Consider the following 16,625-nt stretch of genomic DNA (forward strand, 5'->3'; position numbering starts at 1 on the left):
TTATTCTCGGGCGAGGCCGGTCAGTTCGTAAAGGAGATCGAGGGCCGCCCTGGGGGACAATTCGTCGACCCGCAGCGCGCGCAGTCGCTGCCGGAGCTCGCCATCATCCGCGCCGCCGCCCGGCCCCCCATCCGGCGCGCCCGGCCGGCCGGCCCCTGGCGCCTGAAAGAGCGGCAGATCGTCGGCGAGGCTGGCCGTCTGGCCCCGCTCGCGCTGGGCTTCGAGGCGGCCGAGCACCTCGCGGGCGCGCTCGATCACCGCCGGCGGCAGTCCCGCGAGACGGGCCACGTGGATACCGTAGGAGCGATCGGCCGCACCCGGCGCCACCTCGTGCAGGAAAACCACGTCGCCCTGCCATTCCTTGACCGCCATCGTATGGGTCGAAAGCGCGTCGAGCCGGCCCTGCAGGGCGGTCAGCTCGTGGTAGTGGGTGGCGAAAAGTGCGCGACAGCGATTGACGTCATGAAGATGCTCCACCGCCGCCCAGGCAATGGAGAGCCCGTCGAAGGTCGCCGTGCCGCGCCCCATCTCATCGAAGATGACGAGGGATTTCGGCCCCGCCTGGTTGAGAATGAGAGCGGTTTCCACCATCTCCACCATAAAGGTGGAGCGCCCGCGGGCCAGATCGTCCGACGCGCCGACACGGGAGAAGAGCTTGTCCACGATGCCGATGCGGGCGGATGAGGCCGGCACGAAACTGCCCGTCTGGGCGAGAATGGCGATCACCGCGTTCTGGCGCAGGAACGTGCTCTTGCCGGCCATGTTCGGGCCGGTCACGAGCCAGAGCCGGTTGTCCGCGGAAAGCCCGCAGTCGTTGGGCGTGAATGCCTGGCCTTCGGCCCCGCCGAGCGCCCGTTCCACCACCGGATGGCGGCCATCGCGAATGTCGAAATCGGTGCCGTCGTCGATCTCGGGCCGGGTATACCCTGCCTCCACCGCCAGTTCGGCCAGCGCACTCGCGACATCCAGGACGGCCAGGGCATGGGCGGTGGCGGCGATCGCATCGCCACCCTCGACGATACGGGCGACCAGTTCGTCGAAAATCTCGAGCTCCAGCGCGAGCGCCTTTTCCGCCGCGGCGCGGATCTTGCCCTCCAGCTCACCCAGCTCCACCGTCGTGAACCGTACTGCGCTCGCCAGCGTCTGGCGGTGGATGAACCGGCCGCCCGCTTCCTGCCCGAAGCGGCTCATCAGCTTGTCACCGTGGGTGGAGGTCACTTCGACGAAATAGCCCAGCACATTATTGTGCCGGACTTTCAGCGAGGGGATCCCGGTCTCGCGCGCGTATTTTTCCTGAAGGGCGCGGACGAGCCGCTCGCTCTCGTCCCGCAGGGTTATCAGCTCATCGAGGCGTGGCGCATAGCCGCGCGCGACAAACCCGCCATCGCGCGCCAGAAGAGGCAGCTTGTCGGAGAGTGCCCGGGCGAGAAGATCGATCAACACTTCCCGCCCCGACAGGGCCGCGCGCTCGCGTCCGATCTCCCCGCCAAGCCCGGGCGCGCCGGCCGCGTGATCGTGGAGCACCCCCGCGATCTCACCGGCAACAACGAGCCCGTCGCGAATGGCTGCCAGGTCGCGCGGCCCGCCCCGCCCGAGAGAGAGGCGCGCCAGCGCGCGGGCCATGTCGGGCGCGCCCTGCAGGCGCCGGCGCAGATCGGCGCGCAAATCCGCGTGATCCACGAAAAGCGCGACGCCATCGAGCCGGGCGCCGATCTCGTCCAGCTCGGTCAGGGGGGCAGCGAGCCGTTCGGCCAGGAGGCGGCCGCCGGCGCTGGTGCGCGTGCGATCAATCGTGGCCAGAAGACTGCCACGACGTTCGCCCGACAGGCTGCGCGTGATTTCGAGATTGCGCCGCGTGGCGGCGTCGATCGCCATGCCGCTCCGGTCATGCTCGCGCACCGGCGGATCGAGACGCACGTCCCTTCCCTGCTGGGTGAGGGTGACGTAATCGAGGAGCGCGCCCGCGGCCGCGATTTCAGCGCGCGAAAAATCACCGAAAGCATCCAGCGTCTCGACGCCAAACCTGTCCTCGATGCGCTTGCGGCCATTCGTGCTGTCGAACCGTGCGTCCGGCTCCACGGTCGCGGCGCCGTCGCGTTCCTCGAAAAGGGCGGACAGGGCCGGTTTGCTCCAGAGCCGCTCGGGGAGAACCACTTCGCCCGGGTCGAGCCGGGCCAGAACATTGGCCAGTTCATCGTCGGCGATGGGGCGGGTGCGGAAATCCCCCGTCGACATGTCGATCCAGGCCAGCCCGAGCCGCCCTTCCGCGTCGGCCAGCGCGGCAAGATAATTATGCCGCCCGGCTTCCAGCAGCGCGTCTTCCGTCAGCGTGCCGGGGGTGACCACGCGCACCACTTCGCGCCGGATGAGCGCCTTGCCGCCCCGGCGCCGCGCCACCCCCGGGTCTTCCATCTGTTCGCAAATGGCGACCCTGAAGCCTTTCTTGATCAGCGTATGCAGATATGAATCCGCCGCGTGGTACGGGACGCCGCACATGGCGACATCCTCGCCCGCATGTTTGCCGCGCCGGGTGAGGGTGATGGACAGCGCCGCCGCCGCCTTGACGGCATCGTCGAAGAAAAGTTCGTAGAAATCGCCCGAACGAAAAAACAGCAGCGCGTCGGGATGGGCCGCCTTGATCTCGAGGAACTGGGCCATCATCGGCGTCGCGCCGGCCGAATCGGATGCCGCGGCGGCCCTGTCGTTTTGCTTCCGGTTGTCGAGCGTATCCGTGGGCATGATCCGTCCGGATGAGGCGGCGGGACCGGGCCTCGCCGCCGTATCGGGGCCTTGCGCGCCAGCCGATATATTTCCGTTTGTTTTCAGTTGTTTAATAGACATTCCCGCCGGCCACCCTGGCCCGATCGGCGCCCCAACCTACCATCTTCGCCCTGGGACTGTCATGCCGGCCGGCGCCAGGCGGGGCCCGAATGTCCGGGGACTCAGCTAGGAATTCCCCCGCCGTTGCGGCACCATGACCGGCAGGCCCCTGGGAACCGCCGCGCCGGGACAGGGAACAATCGAGGGAAGCCAGAGCCATGGAGAAAACCACGCCCCCGGCCGATATCGCCGAAGAATCCCTTGCCATGCACGCATCGGGCAGGCCGGGAAAGCTGGAGACGGGGTTGACCAAGCCGCTGACCACCCAGCGCGATCTGGCTCTGGCCTATTCCCCGGGTGTGGCCGCGCCCTGCCTGCGCATCGCCGAAAATCCTGACGAGGCCTATGACTACACCACGCGCGGCAACATGGTGGCGGTCATCTCGAACGGAACCGCGGTTCTCGGCCTCGGCAACCTCGGTGCACTCGCCTCCAAGCCGGTGATGGAAGGCAAGGTCGTGCTGTTCAAGCGCTTCGCCGATATCGACGGCATCGATCTGGAGATCGATACCGATGACGTGGACGAGTTCGTCAATTGCGTGCGCTATCTGGGTCCGTCGTTCGGCGGCATCAATCTCGAGGACATAAAGGCCCCGGAATGTTTCGTCATCGAACAGCGGCTCCGCGAGCTGCTCGACATTCCGGTTTTTCATGACGATCAGCACGGCACGGCGATCATTGCGGCCGCCGGGCTGATCAACTCCCTGCACCTTACCGGCCGGGATATCCGCGATACCCGGATGGTGGTGAACGGGGCGGGCGCCTCGGCGATTGCGTGTGTCGAGCTCATCAAGGCACTTGGTATGCCGCACGGGAACGTCATCATGTGCGACAGCAAGGGTGTCATCTATCAGGGCCGCGAGGCCGGCATGAACCAGTGGAAGTCGGCTCATGCGGCCGACACGCCGGCGCGCAGTCTGGCCGAGGCCGTGGCCGGGTCCGACGTGTTTATGGGGCTTTCCATGGCCGGCGCGATGAGCGAGGACATGGTGGCCAGCATGGCCGACAGGCCGATCATCTTCGCCATGGCCAATCCTGAGCCCGAGATCCGCCCCGAACTGGCGAGGAAAATCCGGCCCGACTGCATCATGGCGACGGGCCGCTCGGATTATCCCAACCAGGTGAACAACGTCCTCGGGTTTCCCTATATCTTTCGCGGCGCCCTCGACGTGCGCGCCAGCACGATCAACGACGAAATGAAAATCGCTGCCGCAGAAGCCATCGCAAAGCTGGCGCGCGAGGACGTGCCGGATGAGGTCGGCGCGGCCTATGCCGGTCAGGCGCTCCGGTTCGGACCGGATTACATCATTCCGGTGCCGTTCGACCCGCGCCTGATTTCATGCGTGCCTCCCGCCGTCGCGCGGGCCGCGGTCGAGACCGGCGTCGCCCGCAAGCCCATCGAGGACATGGAAACCTACTCCAAGGGCCTGGCCGCCCGTCGCGATCCCACCTTTGCCACGTTGCAGGCGATTTTCGACAAGGTCAAAGCGCATCCGCAGCGGGTTGTCTTCGCGGAGGGCGAGGAGGAAAAGACCATTCGTGCCGCCGTCGCATTCTTTAACGCGGGCTACGGCAGGCCGGTCCTGATCGGCCGCGAGGACCGGATCACCGAGAAAATGCGGACGCTGGGCCTGTCTAACGGCGGCGCCATCGAAATCACCAACGCGCGGTTGAGCGAGCATCGCGAGGCCTATTACGAGCTGGTCTATGACCGGCTCAAACGCCAGGGATCGCTGATGCGCGACTGCCAGCGGATGGTCAACCAGGGCCGCAACATCTTCGGCGCGTGCATGGTGAAGATGGGGCATGCGGATGCCATGGTTACCGGCCTGACCCGCGGCACGACGGTGAGTTTCGACGAAATCACCCGCGTCCTGGACCCCAGGCCGGGCGAGCGGATTTTCGGCATGATGATGATGGCCGCCAAGGGGCGCACCGTCTTTATCGCCGATACCAGCCTGCACGAGTTGCCGGAAGCCGACGAGCTGGCCGATTTCGCCCAGCAATCGGCCGCCCGCGTCCGCCAGATGGGCTACGAGCCGCGGGTGGCGCTCCTCTCCTACTCGAATTTCGGCGCGCCGATGCGGACCAAGGCGGACCGCGTGCGCGAGGCCGTTCGGGTGCTCGACGCCCGCCATGTGGATTTCGAATACGATGGAGAGATGAGCGTCGACACGGCCCTCGATTTCGACCAGCAGCGCCAGCTTTATCCCTTTACGCGACTGACGGGCTCGGCCAACGTCCTGATCATGCCGGGCCTGCACAGCGCGAACATATCGACCAAGCTGATGAAAATGCTTGGCGGCGGCACCATCATCGGACCAATGCTGATCGGGATCGACAAACCGGTACAGATCAGCAATATGCGTTCGACCGTCTCGGACCTCGTCAATCTCGCTGCCCTGGCGGCACATGAGGCCATCGGCTAGGGCACGCACGGGCGCCGCTGCGGCAACGCACCAACAATAAAGTCGGGATCCGGAAGCGGCATGAACCGAGTTCATCTCAACAGGCGCGTATTCGTCACGACCTTTCTGGCAGTGTTCGCGCCGGTCGCCACGGTCCTTTTCGTCCTGGTGTCGATCAGCCAGCTCGAGCCCCTTCCGGCGCTGGCAGCGGGCCTGGCCGCAGGCCTGGCGCTCGTGTTCCTGGTCCGCACCCATCTGCGCCGGCTCGAACGGGCGCGCAGCTTCGCCGAACAACTGGCGAGCGGCCGCATGCCCGCCGATGTAGCGAATACCGATGACGAAACAGACCTCTCCTCCTCGCTGCGCCGTCTTGGCATGTCCTGGGCGGAACGGGCCGCGGAATTGGAAAGCCTGGTCGCCGAGAACCGGATCATTACCGATGCCGTTCCCTTTCCACTCCTCCGCATCAGCCAGCGCCGCCAGGTCGTGCGCGGCAACCGGGCCGCCCACGAACTTCTTGGGGACGATCTGGAGGACCACGATCTGTCCGCCGTCATCCGCAATCCCGATGTCGCGTCAACAGCCGACCGGACCCTTGGGACGCGCGAAGCGCAGCAGGTGCGCTTCGATCTGGCGGCGCCGATGGAACGCAGTTTCCTCGCCTATCTGGTGCCGCTGGAAAAGAAACTGAGCGACGGCACGGTCATGGTGGCGACGCTGCATGACATCACCGATCTGCGCCGGGCCGAGGAAATGCGCGCCGATTTCGTCGCCAACGCGAGCCACGAACTGCGGACGCCCCTGACTTCGTTCACCGGATATATCGAGACGCTGCGGGGCCCCGCCAGATCCGACGAAGCGGCGCGCGAAAGGTTCCTCGAGATCATGTACGGGCAGGCCAGCCGCATGGTCCGGCTCGTGGACGATCTGATGTCGCTCTCCAAGATCGAGCTGCTGGAAGGACAGCGGCCGAAATCGGCCGTGCGGGTGGAAAACACACTGTCCAACGTGGTGGAGTTTCTGGAGCCCGAGGCGGAGAAACTCGGCATGTCGATCGAAATGACCATCGCGCATGATGACGCCGGCCGCTCGCCCGCCGTGATCGGGGACAGCGATCAACTGGCCCAGGTGTTCCAGAACCTGCTCGATAACGCCATCAAATACGGGCATGACGACACGCCCATCGAAATCGAGGTGGCCTATGTGAGCGATCCGCCGCCCGGTGTCGATATCCGGTTGAGCCCGCCCGCCCATCGGGCGGTGGCGATTGCGGTTCGGGACCACGGGCCGGGCATCGCGCCCCAGCATATTCCCCGGCTGACCGAACGCTTTTACCGTGTGGACCAGGCCCGCTCCCGATCGCTCGGCGGCACCGGCCTCGGCCTGGCCATCGTCAAGCATATCGTCTCGCGCCATCGCGGCGTGCTGCAGGTGGAGAGCGAGCTGAACAAGGGCAGCGTCTTTCGCGTCATCCTGCCGGGGGAAACACCCCTCTGACGCTGTCGCCACCGATTTGTCACGGAACGACCCTAGCCTAGCCCCGAATCACTCCCTGTCCGTCACAGGTCGCGGACCCCATCCGCCCCGCGCCGGACCCTTCCGAAAAAAGGGGCTCCCATGCCAGAAAAATCTCGTCCCACTCCCCGCCGGCCGGCCCGGCGGGCCCGTCTCACCCTCACGGCCGCGTCTCTTCTTCTGTTGCAGGCGGCCCCGATGGCCCGGGCCGACAGCGCCGGTGACACGATCTCGCTCACCCCGCTCGGCAGCCACGCCACGGGCCAGTTCGACGAGGGATCGGCCGAAATCGTCGTCTTCGATCCGGCCACCAGCCACGCTTTCGTCGTGAATAACGGCGCCGCCGCCATCGACGTCATCGATTTTTCGAACCCTTCCCGGCCGGTGCAGGCAAACAGGCTGTCCGTTGCCGCTTACGGCAAGGCGCCCAACAGCGTCGCGCTCCATGGCGGAATCATGGCCGTCGCGGTCGAGGCGCCAGCAAAGAATGAGCGCGGCAAGGTGGTCTTCTTCACCACTTCGGGCGAATTCCTCAAATCAGTCACCGTCGGCTATCTGCCCGATATGCTGACCTTCACACCCGACGGCCGGACATTGCTGGTCGCCAATGAAGGCGAGCCGATGGACGATTATTCGTTCGATCCGGAAGGGTCGGTTTCGATCATCGATCTTTCCGGCGGGATCACCGGGCTCGATCAGAAGAGCGTGCGGGAAGCGGGGTTCGCCCATCTGACTGCGGCCGACCTCGACGGCTCGACCCGGATTTTCGGACCGGACGGTACGGTCGCGCAGAATCTGGAGCCGGAATACATCGCTGTCTCGCCAGATTCGCGCACCGCCTGGGTCACGTTGCAGGAAAACAACGCCCTCGCCCATATCGACATCGCCGGCGCCCGGATCACAAAAGTCACCGGGCTGGGTTTCAAGGATCACAGCCGGCCGGGCAACGGGATCGACGCCAGCGACAAGGATGACGGCATCTCGATCGCCACTTACCCGGTGCTGGGCATGTATCAGCCCGATTCCATCGCGGCCTTTTCGGCCGGCGGCAAGGTCTATCTCATCACCGCCAATGAGGGGGATGCGCGGGACTACGAGAAAACCGGCGGCTATTCCGAGGAAACCCGCGTCGCCAAGCTGACGCTCGACCCCGCAGCCTTTCCTGACGCAGCAAAGCTTCAGGAAAAATCCGTCCTCGGGCGGCTCAAGGTCACGACCGCGAATGGCGATACGGATGGTGATGGCGATTACGATGCGCTTTACAGTTACGGCGCGCGGTCCTTTGCCATCTGGGGAGCCGATGGAGAGCTGGTTTACGACAGCGGTGACGCGCTGGAACGGTTGAGCGCGCAACATCTCCCGGGCGGGTTCAATTCCGACAATGACGAGAATGGCTCCTTCGACAGCCGCAGCGACGACAAGGGCCCCGAGCCCGAGGCGCTGGCCGTGGGCGAAGCCCATGGCCGGTCCCTCGCCTTCGTCGGGCTCGAGCGCACGGGCGGCATCGTCGTCGTTGATATCGGCGACCCGAGGCGCCCCGAGATCCTCTCATACATCAACACGCGGGATTTCGAGGGTGATCCGAAGGCCGGGACGGCGGGCGATCTCGGCCCCGAAGGCATCGCGTTCGTGGCCGCCGGGGACAGCCCCACGGGCAGCCCCCTGATCATCGTCGCCAACGAGATCAGTGGCACCACCACGGCCTATGAAGTGACGGCCGGCACGCCGCGCCAGGTCGGCCAGCGCTGACCCGCGCCAAACCGGCATGACAGACCGGCGTGCCAGACCGGCATGCCAAACCCCCGGACGCGTCGCCTGGCGGTGCCTCCGGGGGTTTTTCTTGACCCGTGAATGAAGGCAGGCGCGCCGGGGCATCGCGTTTGGGGCTTAAAGCCCGGTCAGATAGCCCGCCAGGTCGTCGGCGTGCTCTTCCTCCATCTTCAGGATGTCCTCGATCATGCGGCGGGTCGTCGGATCGTCATTGCCGAGCCAGCGGATGATCTCGGAATAGGTTTCGATCGCGATCCGTTCGGCAACAAGGTCCTCCTCGATCATCTCCTTCAGATCGTCGCCGCCTTCGTGATATTCGGCATGGGCGCGGGTCGCCAGGCCTTCCGGGTTGAAGTCGGGGACACCGCCGAGCTGGGTGATTCGCTCCGCCGCCCAGTCGGCATGCATCTGCTCTTCATTCGCATGGGTGAGGAATTCCTGTGCGATCGGCCCGGCACTGATGCCGCTGGCCATGTAGAAGTGGTTCTTGTAACGCAGCACGCAAACGATCTCGGTCGCGAGAACCTCGTTGAGAACGGCAAGGACCTTTTGCACATCGGCCTGATAGGCCCCGGTCAGCGCGCCGTCGCTCATCTTCTCGCGCGCCCGCTTGCGGATTTTTTCAAGATCGCTCCGGAACGGTTCTTTCATCACTCACTCCTTTTGCCGGCGTTACGCTGTCCGGAAGTTACTTCAGCTTTTGCGGGCCATCCAGCCTGCCCGGCGGCAAGCGCAAGAAAAACCCCGCCCGGCAAAGCCGGGCGGGGTCCATGTCTCCCGCTAGGGGGAAGCGGTTCACATCCGCTTAGAAGTCAAGCTGGATCCGGGCCATGAAGGCGCCGACATCTTCGTCCGGCGAACCCGGGACCTCGATATCGGACTGCGAGTAGTTCAGCTTCGCGACCACATAGGGGTTGAAATAATAGTTCAGCCCGAAGGTGTAGCTGTCCTGCTCGCCGCCATCGACGCCTGAGTCCGTGAGATCCAGCGTGTCGTAGCTGAACGCCACTTCAACGGCGTTGAACACCTTGGGACGGCCGAATTCGCCGTCATCGTAAGGCTTGAACAGATCGCCTTCACCGAACAGGAAGGCACCCACGTTGATGTAGGCACCATCGAAATCCGGCTCGTTGCCGGCGATGCGGCTCACGTCGGCACGCTGGTACTCCGCCTGGATCCAGACCTGGTCGTAGACACCGGCGAACTCGGCACCGAAGCGCGTGATATCGTCGATAGCGCTGATGGTGCCCGTGTCGATGAGCCGGGTGCTGGTCAGATGCGAGCGGGCCGGGCGGGCGCGGAAGCGGTTGCCCCGTTCGGAATTCAGGTTCTGGTAGATGAACCCACCGCCGATATGGATTGTGCGTGCTTTTTCGTTGACCGGGGCGGCGAACAGGCGGCCGGCGATGATGATGTCATCGTCAGCGGTCGCGTCACTGCCATCGGTATCGGCCGTATCATCACCGAGGAAGACACCGAAGGCAGCGCCGAACATGCCGCTGCCACCATTCAGCATCGCGCCGCGCTGGCGGCCGAGGCCGAGGGTTTCGGTAACGGCCGACTGCTCGATGAATGTATCGTATTTCGAGCTGGTGAGCTCTTCAAAGCTGAAGGGCACCTTGAACTGGCCGACCGTCACGTTGACCGGGCTGAAGCCCTTGTACTTGATGTACATGTCCTTGATGTCGAGGCCGTTATCGGCGACGTCGACCTGGAACTTGTATTCCCAGTCCTTGTAGAGCTTGCCGCGCAGGAAGAAACGGGCCCGGCGCATCTCGTGGCCGAAGCCGGTCAGCGCCGTCACGTCGTCGTCATAGGCGGTGATATCGTACATGATCCGGCCGCCGGCGCGGAACTGGAACATCTTGTCGAGACTGTCGATGCGAAGGCCGTTATCCTTGATTTTGACCTTGCCGACATTCTTTTCGAGCGTCTCGAGGCGTTCCTCGAGCTGCTTCATCTTGTCTTCGGGCAGACTGCCCTGCAATTGCGCTGCGGCCGGGCTGGCAAAGGCCAACGCCGATCCGGCGGCGATTCCCGCCGACAGCAGCAGGGACGGAAGCGTCCTGAAACCTGTCATATGTCAAGTCCCCCTGACTGGGTTTGAGTGATCGATGTTTTAAGTCAAGCATCTGGTGGCCCGTCTGCTGCGGGCTTGCTTGTGGCGGGCAAGCTAGGTGGCCGAGGTTACGCATCGGCGGCATTTCTGTGACAAAACGATGACGGGCAGCTTTCCGGCGGGGCTTGTTGTATCCCTGCAACACCTGCCCGGGCGGGGTGCCGCGCTGCCGTGTGACGCTGGCGAGAGACGCTGGCGAGTGACCCTGGCATGTGACAAGGCGGGCCGCGCGGCCGGGGCCGTCGCGGCACCGGCCGAAAATCTTATCTGTCTGTTTCTTTTCGGTTCTTGTGGGTTCTTGTTGTTTTTAGGGCGGTTTTCCGGCGCCGCGTCGGCGAGGGCCCCGGCCTGTGCCGCCGGCCGCCCTGTCACGCCCTGTCATAAGACTGAAAAGAAACTGTCCTATTTCTGACCCCGGCGCTGATTAGGGTCCGCTTGCGCCCGGCACGCTCCACTGGGGCGCGCCACGCTCACCTAAATCAGACCTTTCGGGAGGCCTAATCGTGCTTCGTAAGACCTTTTTCGCGTCCGCGCTTTTCGCCGTTGCCCTTTCGGGCGCGGCCGAGGCGCGGGACCAGATCCGCATCGTCGGATCGTCCACCGTGTTTCCGTTTTCCACGGCCGTTGCCGAAGAGTTCGGCCGGTCCACCGATTTCAAGACGCCGATCGTCGAAAGCACCGGTAGCGGTGGCGGCTTGAAACTGTTCTGCGCCGGCGTCGGCGTCGAGCACCCTGACATCACCAACGCCTCGCGCGCCATCAAGAGCAGCGAAGTCGAGCGGTGCGAAAAGAACGGCGTGAAGACCGTAACAGAATTCAAGATCGGATTTGACGGCATCGTGCTGGCCAACTCCAAGACCGCCGAACCGGTCGAATTGACGCTGCGCCATATCTGGCTGGCGCTGGCCGAGAAGGTTCCGGTCAATGGCGAGATGGTCAAGAACCCCTACACAAAATGGTCCGACGTCGATCCGTCATTGCCCAGCAAGAAGATCGAGGTTCTGGGGCCGCCGCCGACCTCGGGCACGCGCGATGCCTTCGCCGAGCTCGCCCTTGAAGGCGGCTGCAAGACCTTCCCCGACATCAAGGCGATGAAGGGCCAGGACAAGAAAAAGTACAAGGAAGTCTGCCACACGGTCCGTGAAGACGGTGCCTATGTGGAAGCCGGCGAGAACGACAACCTGATCGTGCAGAAGCTCGAGGCAAACAAGGACGCCTTCGGCGTGTTCGGCTTCAGCTTCCTCGACCAGAACTCGGACAAGGTGCAGGGCAACATCGTGGACGGCGTTGCGCCGACTTTCGACTCGATCTCCTCGGGTGCCTATCCGGTGTCGCGGTCGCTGTACTTCTACGTCAAGAATGCGCATGTCGGCGTCATTCCGGGCATGAAGGAATACGTCCTCGAATTCACCAGCGAGCGGGCCTTCGGTCCGGAGGGATATCTGGCTGACAAGGGCCTGATCCCGCTGCCGGAAGACGCGCGCAAGCAGGTGCGCCGGAATGCAGAAGAGCTCCTCAAGGGGACGATGTAACCGCAGTTGCCGAGCTTGAGTAACGGGGCGGCATCCATCGGATGCCGCCCTCTCTTTCCGCCGGGGATCGGGCCCGGCACGTGATACGGGGGAATTGACAGCCGATGCCGGTCTATCTGATTGCCGCCATTGTCCTCGCCTTCGCGGCCTACGCCTTTCATCTAGGGCGGGGCCGGGTCATGTCGGCGGCCACTTCCGGGTTTCATCTGAACTCGCTGCCCCGCTATTACGGTGTGTATGCCATCCTGGCCTGCGTCGTGCCCGCCAGCATCGTGCTCGTCCTCTGGCTGATCCTCGAGCCGCGGATCATCGAATCCATGGTGGTCGCCAGCCTGCCGGCTGACATGCAGGCCCTGTCCGAGGCGCGCCTCGGTCTGCTTCTCAATGATATTCGCAACCTCGCCAGTGACGGGATTTCCAGCGGCACGCCCGATGCCGCGACGCTGGGTGCGGTCGCCTATTACCAGCACCTCAAGATGATCGGCGACGCCGCGATGTTCGTCGTGGTGCTGGTCGTGGTCAGCCTGGGGCTGCTTTACGCCCGGACCCGGATTACGCCCGCCCTGAAGGCGCGCGAGCGGGTCGAGCGGGCGATCAAGATATTCCTGATCGCCAGTTCCACCGTGGCGATCATGACAACCATCGGCATTGTGCTGTCGCTGCTGTTCGAATCCATGCGCTTTTTCAATACCGTTTCCGTGACTGAGTTCCTTTTCGGCCTCAACTGGAGTCCGCAGACAGCGTTGCGCGCCGACCAGGTGGGCAGCTCGGGCGCGTTTGGTGCCATCCCGCTTTTTGCCGGCACACTGCTCATTACCCTTATCGCCATGTGCGTCGCAGTCCCGGTCGGGCTGATGTCGGCCGTCTACATGGCCGATTATGCCTCGAACCATGTGCGCGCCATCGCCAAGCCGATCCTCGAGATTCTGGCCGGCATACCGACGGTGGTTTACGGTCTTTTCGCCGCGCTGGTCGTCGCGCCGCACATCCGTGACATGGGTCAGGCCATCGGGCTCGATGTCGCCTCGGAAAGCGCGCTCGCGGCCGGCCTCGTCATGGGGATCATGATCATACCTTTCGTGTCCTCCCTTTCGGACGACGTGATCAATGCCGTCCCCCAATCATTACGCGACGGGTCCTACGGCATGGGCGCCACCAAATCGGAGACCATTCGCAAGGTTGTCCTGCCGGCGGCGCTGCCGGGAATTGTCGGCGCCGTTCTTCTGGCCGTGTCGCGTGCCATCGGCGAGACCATGATCGTGGTGATGGCCGCCGGCCTCGCCGCCAATCTCACGGCAAATCCGCTCGAAGCCGTCACCACTGTAACCGTGCAGATTGTGACGCTGCTTGTGGGAGATCAGGAATTCGACAGCGCCAAGACCCTCTCGGCCTTCGCGCTGGGACTCACGCTTTTCACAATCACCCTGTCGCTCAATATCCTGGCCCTCAATGTCGTTCGGAAATATCGGGAAAAGTATGACTGACATGGCTATCAAGACGGCTGAGACAAACGAACGCGTGTCCGACACGGACACTCCTGCCCGTGTCCGCAACCTGAAGCAGCGTCGTCGCGCCGAGCTGCGTTTTCAGGGGTACGGCATTCTGGCCGTCACCGTTGCCGGGATTTTCCTGGTCATCATGCTGGGCAGCATCTTCATTCGCGGCTATTCGGCCTTCTGGACCTATGAAGTACAGATGCCGATCTTCTTCGATCCCGCGGTCATCGATCCGGACGGAACGCGTGATCCGACCGACTTGCGCCGGGCCAATTATGCGGCGCTCATCCGGGACAGCCTGTACGACACATTTCCCGACGTGACCTCGCGAGGCGACCGCCGCACGCTGGGCAGCCTCATCAGCCGGGGGGCGGCGGCAGAACTGCAGAACATGGTGACCGCAGACCCCGGGCTGATCGGCACCCGGCAGACCGTGTCCGTGCCGGTCGCGAGTGATGTGGCAATGATCCTGAAGGGCCAGATTGACCGCACCCTGCCGGAGTCCGACCGGACCATAACGGATCAGCAACTGGGCTGGATCGACCAGCTCGACGCGGCGGGCAACATCGATGCGGTCCTCAATACCCGGTTTCTCTCAACGGGCGATTCGCGCGAGCCCGAGCTCGCCGGCGTCTGGGGGGCCGTGGTCGGATCCTTCTACGCGCTTCTCGTCTGTTTCCTGATTTCGTTCCCGATTGCGGTGATGGCCGCCGTCTATCTCGAGGAATTCGCGCCCCATAACCGCTGGACCGATCTTATCGAGGTCAACATCAACAACCTCGCCGCCGTGCCCTCGATCGTTTTCGGGCTTCTGGGCCTGGCGGTGTTTCTGAATTTCTTCACGATGCCGCGCTCGGCGCCGCTCGTGGGCGGCATGACGCTCGCGCTGATGACGCTGCCCACGATCATCATTGCCTCGCGTGCCGCCCTGAAAGCCGTGCCGCCGTCCATTCGCGAAGCCGCGCGTGGTCTTGGTGCGTCCGATACCCAGACGACCGGCCACCATGTCCTGCCGCTCGCCATGCCGGGAATTTTGACCGGGACCATCATCGGCATGGCTCAGGCGCTGGGCGAAACCGCCCCGCTGCTGATGATCGGCATGGTCGCCTTCGTCGTCGACATTCCGGGCTCGCCGACCGATGCGGCGACGGCTCTGCCGGTTCAGGTCTATCTCTGGGCCGACAGCCCCGAACGCGGCTTCGTCGAGAAAACTTCTGCCGCCGCGCTCATTCTAGTGTTTTTCCTTGTGCTCATGAATGCGCTTGCGGTCATGCTGCGTAAACGGTTCGAGAGGAGATGGTAGATCTCATGTCTGTTCAAGAAGCTGTAGATAACCGGATCAAGACGCCCCGGCGGACCAAGATGGCCGCGCGCCACACCAACGTCTTTTACGGCGAAAAGCAGGCGTTGAACGACGTTTCGCTCGATATTTATGAGCACGAGGTCACGGCGCTGATCGGTCCTTCCGGGTGTGGCAAATCCACCTTTCTGCGCTGCCTCAACCGGATGAATGACACAATTGACGATTGCCGCGTAACCGGCACCGTCATGCTGGACGGGGGCGATATCTACGACAAGGACGTTGACGTCGTCCGCCTTCGCGCCCGGGTCGGGATGGTATTCCAGAAGCCCAACCCGTTCCCGAAATCCATCTACGACAATGTGGCCTACGGTCCGCGCATCCACGGCCTCGTCCGCTCCCGCGCCGAACTCGACGACATCGTTTACACCAGCCTGGGCAAGGCGGGCCTGCTGGCCGAGGTGGAGGATCGCCTGGGCGAGCCGGGAACGAGCCTTTCGGGCGGCCAGCAACAGCGGCTTTGCATCGCCCGGGCGATCGCCGTCAGCCCCGAGATCATCCTGATGGACGAGCCCTGCTCGGCCCTCGATCCCATCGCCACGGCCCGGATCGAGGAGCTGATCGACGAATTGCGGGAGAATTACACGATCGTCATCGTGACCCACAACATGCAGCAGGCCGCGCGCGTCTCTCAGCGCACCGCCTTTTTTCACCTTGGCATTCTGGTGGAAACCGACGAGACCGAGACCATTTTCACAAATCCCCACGACGACCGGACACAAGGCTACATCACGGGGCGGTTTGGATGATCTGGTATACTGATGCCGCGACGGCGCGCTGAGCCGGCCTCCGTCCACCGCAACCCCTTTCGGGAATCTCACAATGAGCCAAGATCATATTGTCAAATCCTACGACGAAGAGCTGAACGTGCTGGACGATACGCTGGCGCGCATGGGTGGTCTGGCGGAATCCCAGATTGCGGGCGCTCTGCAGGCGATCGTTAAACGCGACAGCGAACTGGGCCAGCGCATCGTCGCCGGGGATCAGAAGATCGACGAACTGGAGAACGAGATCGATGCCATGGGCATCCGCCTGCTCGCGCTGCGTCAGCCGATGGCAAAGGATCTTCGCAACATTGTGGCGGCGGTCAGGATCGCGGGCGATCTGGAGCGCGTCGCCGATCACGCGGCCAATATCGCGAAACGGGCAGCCCCGTTAAGCCGCGTGCCCGAGCTGGCGCCCGTCGGCTCCGTGCCCCGCCTGAGCCAGATGGTGCAGGGCATGATCAAGGACGTGCTGGACGCCTATCGCACCCGCGACATCACCAAGGCACGCGCGGTGTGGCGCAAGGACAGCGAGCTGGACGACATGTATATGAGCCTCTTTCGCGAACTCCTGACCTACATGATGGAGGACCCGCGCAATATCGGCCCGTGCCTTCACGTCGTTTTCATTGCCAAGAACATCGAGCGGATCGGTGACCACGCGACCAATATCGCGGAAGCGATCCTTTACATGGTCGAAGGTCACCTGATGACGGAGGCCCGGCCCAAGGGCAAGCAGCCCGATATCGAGGTTACCGACGAGACGGGTCGGGAGTAGTTG

General features: G+C 63.9%; 11 protein-coding genes. 8 read left to right on the plus strand and 3 right to left on the minus strand.

The window, feature by feature from the left end:
• Window positions 1–2,661, minus strand: a complete 2,661-nt coding sequence (gene mutS / locus RLQ26_08210) for a DNA mismatch repair protein MutS (protein MEQ9088709.1) — start codon at window positions 2,659–2,661, stop codon at window positions 1–3.
• 377 nt (window positions 2,662–3,038) lie between these two features.
• Between mutS and RLQ26_08215 the strand changes: the two genes are divergently transcribed.
• The 3 genes from RLQ26_08215 to RLQ26_08225 all read left to right on the plus strand — a co-directional run bounded on the left by RLQ26_08215 (window position 3,039) and on the right by RLQ26_08225 (window position 8,552).
• The gene (locus RLQ26_08215) at window positions 3,039–5,309 is read left to right on the plus strand and encodes an NADP-dependent malic enzyme (GenBank protein ID MEQ9088710.1); all 2,271 of its coding nucleotides are present in this window, start codon (window positions 3,039–3,041) and stop codon (window positions 5,307–5,309) included.
• 60 nt (window positions 5,310–5,369) lie between these two features.
• Window positions 5,370–6,785 (plus strand): ATP-binding protein, encoded by a 1,416-nt coding sequence (locus tag RLQ26_08220; protein MEQ9088711.1) that lies wholly within the window; start codon window positions 5,370–5,372, stop codon window positions 6,783–6,785.
• A 120-nt stretch (window positions 6,786–6,905) separates the two neighbouring features.
• Entirely contained in the window at window positions 6,906–8,552 is a 1,647-nt protein-coding gene (locus tag RLQ26_08225; GenBank protein ID MEQ9088712.1) for a choice-of-anchor I family protein, read from the plus strand.
• Between the two features lie 138 nt (window positions 8,553–8,690).
• Here RLQ26_08225 and RLQ26_08230 read toward each other — a convergent pair whose 3' ends face one another.
• Together RLQ26_08230 and RLQ26_08235 are read right to left on the minus strand one after the other, a co-directional pair.
• Window positions 8,691–9,224, minus strand: coding sequence for a ferritin-like domain-containing protein (locus tag RLQ26_08230; GenBank protein MEQ9088713.1), 534 nt, complete (start codon window positions 9,222–9,224; stop codon window positions 8,691–8,693).
• A 154-nt stretch (window positions 9,225–9,378) separates the two neighbouring features.
• Complete coding sequence (locus tag RLQ26_08235; protein MEQ9088714.1) at window positions 9,379–10,653, minus strand: porin; 1,275 nt, start codon at window positions 10,651–10,653, stop codon at window positions 9,379–9,381.
• Between the two features lie 542 nt (window positions 10,654–11,195).
• On the opposite strand from RLQ26_08235, the gene RLQ26_08240 reads away from it, so the two are divergent.
• The 5 genes from RLQ26_08240 (at window position 11,196) to phoU (ending at window position 16,622) form a co-directional block, all read left to right on the plus strand.
• Entirely contained in the window at window positions 11,196–12,224 is a 1,029-nt protein-coding gene (locus tag RLQ26_08240) for a PstS family phosphate ABC transporter substrate-binding protein (protein ID MEQ9088715.1), read from the plus strand.
• Window positions 12,225–12,328: 104 nt separating this feature from the next.
• The gene (gene pstC / locus RLQ26_08245) at window positions 12,329–13,708 is read left to right on the plus strand and encodes a phosphate ABC transporter permease subunit PstC (GenBank protein MEQ9088716.1); all 1,380 of its coding nucleotides are present in this window, start codon (window positions 12,329–12,331) and stop codon (window positions 13,706–13,708) included.
• Window positions 13,701–15,023 carry a phosphate ABC transporter permease PstA gene (gene pstA / locus RLQ26_08250; GenBank protein MEQ9088717.1) on the plus strand — a complete coding sequence of 441 codons (1,323 nt, stop codon included), beginning with the start codon at window positions 13,701–13,703 and terminating at the stop codon, window positions 15,021–15,023. The genes pstC and pstA overlap by 8 nt, the downstream gene beginning before the upstream one ends.
• A gap of 5 nt (window positions 15,024–15,028) precedes the next feature.
• A complete protein-coding gene (gene pstB, locus RLQ26_08255) occupies window positions 15,029–15,829 on the plus strand; it encodes a phosphate ABC transporter ATP-binding protein PstB (protein ID MEQ9088718.1) in 801 nt (266 codons plus the stop codon).
• A gap of 73 nt (window positions 15,830–15,902) precedes the next feature.
• Complete coding sequence (gene phoU, locus RLQ26_08260) at window positions 15,903–16,622, plus strand: phosphate signaling complex protein PhoU (protein ID MEQ9088719.1); 720 nt, start codon at window positions 15,903–15,905, stop codon at window positions 16,620–16,622.
• The last annotated feature ends 3 nt before the right edge of the window (window positions 16,623–16,625 follow it).

This window comes from Alphaproteobacteria bacterium (genome assembly GCA_040220875.1).
Classification (GTDB): domain Bacteria; phylum Pseudomonadota; class Alphaproteobacteria; order JAVJVX01; family JAVJVX01; genus JAVJVX01.